The organism is Aestuariivirga sp., from assembly GCF_044239095.1.
In the GTDB taxonomy this organism is placed as follows: Bacteria; Pseudomonadota; Alphaproteobacteria; order Rhizobiales; family Aestuariivirgaceae; genus Aestuariivirga.
On the sequence record NZ_JBIICB010000351.1, the window covers coordinates 1 to 3,773 of the forward strand.

The 3,773-nt window shown below is 65.8% G+C and carries 5 protein-coding genes; 4 read left to right on the forward strand and 1 reads right to left on the reverse strand.

All coding sequences use genetic code 11. From position 1 onward, the window contains the following. A partial coding sequence (locus ACILRA_RS20945) for a transglycosylase SLT domain-containing protein (RefSeq protein WP_395663987.1) occupies nt 1-239 on the reverse strand: 239 nt, incomplete at its 3' end. Here ACILRA_RS20945 and ACILRA_RS20950 point away from each other — a divergent pair. The 4 genes from ACILRA_RS20950 to ACILRA_RS20965 form a co-directional block, all read left to right on the forward strand. Further along, entirely contained in the window at nt 238-516 is a 279-nt protein-coding gene (locus tag ACILRA_RS20950; protein WP_395663988.1) for a hypothetical protein, read from the forward strand. The genes ACILRA_RS20945 and ACILRA_RS20950 overlap by 2 nt on opposite strands. Nucleotides 517-649: 133 nt before the next feature. Further along, the gene (gene obgE / locus ACILRA_RS20955) at nt 650-1,696 is read left to right on the forward strand and encodes a GTPase ObgE (protein WP_395663989.1); all 1,047 of its coding nucleotides are present in this window, start codon (nt 650-652) and stop codon (nt 1,694-1,696) included. After that, nucleotides 1,693-2,820 (forward strand): glutamate 5-kinase, encoded by a 1,128-nt coding sequence (proB, locus tag ACILRA_RS20960; protein ID WP_395663990.1) that lies wholly within the window; start codon nt 1,693-1,695, stop codon nt 2,818-2,820. The genes obgE and proB overlap by 4 nt, the downstream gene beginning before the upstream one ends. Next, a partial coding sequence (locus ACILRA_RS20965; protein ID WP_395663991.1) for a glutamate-5-semialdehyde dehydrogenase occupies nt 2,817-3,773 on the forward strand: 957 nt, incomplete at its 3' end. The genes proB and ACILRA_RS20965, both read left to right, overlap by 4 nt.

Sequence of the window (3,773 nt, forward strand, 5' to 3'; positions counted from 1 at the left end):
GCATCGAGGAGTTCGGCGCAATTGCCGGTGAACCCGATGCCCTTCGCGGTCGAACATTTGAGCTGGTAGACACCGTACTCGCCCGCAGCACCCCGGACACGCGGATTGTAGTTCGATTCGACATGCGCGATGCGCAGCGCAAACCAGGTGGGAACGCCATGGACCGGCGCCATGGACTTGATGAGCCCGACCACGTCGCTGCCGCGGCCGGCGTAGCCCGCCGGAACGGCAAGGGCCATGCCGGTCGACCGGGCCGTCCTCTTCAGGCTCCGCACCGTCCTGGTGGAGGCAATCTTGCCGGAACCCGCCTTCGCCGTAGAGGACTTGGTGCAGTGTCCTGGAGCCCTGCAAGCGGCGTCGGCAGGTATTGCCGAAGCACCGCCCAATACAACAGCAGCTACAAGACCTGTCATCAGTCGTTTCTTCATCTCGTTCCCTTCGATTTCATCAAACGATTCATCGATGACCGGAAAAAATGGACCGATCATCTTCATTCGACTGTCGCCCTTCGAATGAAGCGGCACCGTAGACGGGGAAAATGTGTTCTCAAGGCGGCAGAAATATTGCATTGCAACATACGCCGGGAACCGTGGCCGATGGGCCACAGGGGACTAGGCGCATCCGGAAACGCCAGCTACAAGGCTCCATCATGAAATTTCTCGACCAGGCAAAGGTTTATGTCCGCTCCGGCGACGGTGGCGCGGGCTCCGTTTCGTTCCGGCGCGAAAAATTCATCGAAATGGGCGGCCCCGACGGCGGCGATGGCGGCAAGGGCGGCGACGTGTGGATCGAGGCGGTCGATGGCCTCAACACGCTCATCGACTACCGTTACCAGCAGCATTTCAAGGCATCGACCGGCGGCCACGGCATGGGCCGGCTGCGCGCTGGCGCCAATTCCGACGACATCATCCTCAAGGTGCCGGTGGGCACACAGGTCTTCGAGGAAGACAACGAGACGATGGTCGCCGACCTCGCCAAGCTGGGTGACCGCTTCCGCATCGCCAAGGGCGGCAATGGCGGCTTCGGCAATGCTTATTTCAAGTCCTCCACCAACCGCGCGCCGCGCCATGCCAACCCCGGACTGGAGGGTGAGGAGCGTTGGGTCTGGCTGAGGCTGAAGCTGATTGCCGATGCGGGGCTGCTGGGATTGCCCAATGCGGGCAAGTCCACCCTGCTCGCCGCGGTCTCGGCTGCGAAGCCCAAGATCGCGGATTACCCGTTCACAACTCTTCACCCGCAGCTGGGCGTCGTCCGCGTCGGCACGCAGAGCTTCGTGCTGGCCGATATTCCGGGCCTCATCGAGGGGGCGCATGAGGGCCATGGGCTGGGCACCCGTTTCCTCGGCCATGTCGAGCGCTGCGCGGTGCTGCTGCACCTGATCGACGTATCCGGCGACGACCCGGTGAAGGCCTATCGCGTGATCCGGAAAGAGCTGAAGGCCTATTCGCCGGAACTGGCGGAAAAGCCGGAGGTGATCGCCTTCAACAAGACGGACCTTCTGCAGCCTGACGAGGTCGAGGCGAAGCTCAAGGACTTCAAGCGCCGCATCCGCAAGACGCCGATTCTGATCTCGGGCGCCACCACCAAGGGCGTGCCGGAGGCGATGAAGAAGCTTCTCGAGGTGATTGACACATCGCGGCGCGGCGGCCGCCCCGGCGATGAGCCCGGCGTCACGACGGAGGAGTGGCGTCCGTGACGCCGCGGCTCGACAAGGCACGCCGCATCGTCGTCAAGATCGGCTCCGCCCTGCTCGTCGACGCCAAGACGGGCACGATCAAGGCGTCATGGCTGACATCGCTGATCGACGACCTGGCGGACGCGCGGGTGCGCGGTGCTGAGATCATCATCGTCTCATCGGGCGCCATCGCACTCGGCCGCCGCACGCTGGGCTTGCCCAAGGGCGACCTCCGGCTGGAGCAGAAACAGGCCGCCGCCGCCGTGGGGCAGATCGCGCTGGCCCAGGCCTGGGCGGAAGCGCTCCGCACGCGCAACATGGTGGCGGCACAGGTGCTGGTGACGCTGACGGATACCGAGGAGCGCCGCCGCTATCTCAATGCGCGGGCAACGCTGTCCACCCTGCTCGAACAGGGTGCCGTTCCCGTCATCAACGAGAATGACACGGTGGCCACCAGCGAGATCCGCTATGGCGACAATGACCGGCTGGCCGCGCGCGTTGCCTCCATGATGAGCGCCGATTGCCTGGTGCTGCTCTCCGACATCGACGGGCTCTATACGGCCCCTCCCAACCAGAAGGGCGCAAGCTTCTTGGCGCTCGTTGAAGAGATCACGCCCGAGATCGAGGCGATGGCAGGAAAGCCCGTGTCGGGCGTGGGCTCCGGCGGCATGATCACCAAGATCGAGGCGGGCAAGATCGCACTGGGTGCTGGCTGCAACATGGTGATTGCCTCCGGCCACGAGATCCACCCCTTGCGGCGCATCCTCGCGGGCGAGCGCTGCACATGGTTTCTCGCCAATGCCTCCGCCCTGCAGTCACGGAAGCGCTGGATCGCGGGGACCCTGCAGCCCATCGGTCACCTCGTGGTGGATCAGGGCGCGGCGGACGCCCTCGCCAAGGGCAAGAGCCTGCTGCCCGCGGGTGTCAAGAAAGTCGAAGGCAGCTTCACGCGCGGCGACACGGTGTCGATCCTGACGCTGCAGGGCCGCGAGATTGCGCGCGGGCTCGTGGCTTATGACGCGGGCGATGCGGCGCGTATCCTGGGCCTTAAATCCTCCGAGATCGAGAAGGTTCTGGGCTTCCGGGGCCGCGACGAGTTGATCCACCGCGACGACATGGTGCTGATGGGCGGAGAGCGGACATGAACGCAAGCATTTCGAACCTAGACCTGATGATGACGTTGGGCCGGGCGGCGCGGATCGCCGCCAGGGCGCTGGCGCTCGCCCCCACCGCACAGAAGAACCAGGCGCTCACCGCCATGGCGGCGAAGATCCGCCGCTCCGCCGCCGATATTCTCTCGGAGAACCAGCGCGACCTCGAGAACGCAAGGGCCAGGGACCTGAAGGGCAGCTTCCTCGACCGGCTGACGCTGGACGAGGCGCGCCTCGAGGCGATGGCCAGGGGGCTTGAGGAGATCGCCGCCCTGCCCGACCCCGTGGGCCAGGTGATGGCAGAGTGGACGAGGCCAAACGGCCTCAAGATTTCCCGCGTCCGGGTGCCGATCGGCGTCATCGGCATCATCTATGAATCGCGCCCCAATGTGACAGCGGATGCCGGCGGCCTGTGCCTCAAGTCCGGCAATGCCGCGATCCTGCGCGGCGGCTCTGACAGCTTCCACTCCTCCGCCGCCATCGTCGCCTGCCTGCAGCGCGGGCTCGACATCGCGGGCCTGCCACGCACCGCGATCCAGATGGTGCCCAATGCGGAGCGCGACTGCGTGGGGCTGATGCTGGAGGGCTTGGGCGGCACGCTCGACCTCATCGTGCCGCGCGGCGGCAAGAGCCTGGTCGCGCGCGTGCAGCAGGATGCCCGCGTGCCGGTCTTCAGCCATCTCGAAGGCATCTGCCATGTCTATGTCGACCGGGCTGCGGACACCGACATGGCAATCCGCGTGGTGCTCAATGCCAAGATGCGGCGCACCGGAATCTGCGGCGCGGCGGAGACGATCCTGATCGACCGGGCGGCAGCCGGCCGGAACCTGAAGCCCATCATCGCGGCGCTGATCGATGCGGGCTGCGAGGTCCGCGGCGACGAGGCCTGCCGCATGGCGGACGCGCGCGTGAAGCCCGCGGCGGAAGAGGACTGGTCCACCGAATAT

Bases quoted from the DNA above. Each gene is read 5' to 3' on its own strand.
- ACILRA_RS20950 (WP_395663988.1), top strand. From the start codon at position 238: ATGCCGGTCGACCGGGCCGTCCTCTTCAGGCTCCGCACCGTCCTGGTG.
- obgE (WP_395663989.1), top strand. From the start codon at position 650: ATGAAATTTCTCGACCAGGCAAAGGTTTATGTCCGCTCCGGCGACGGT.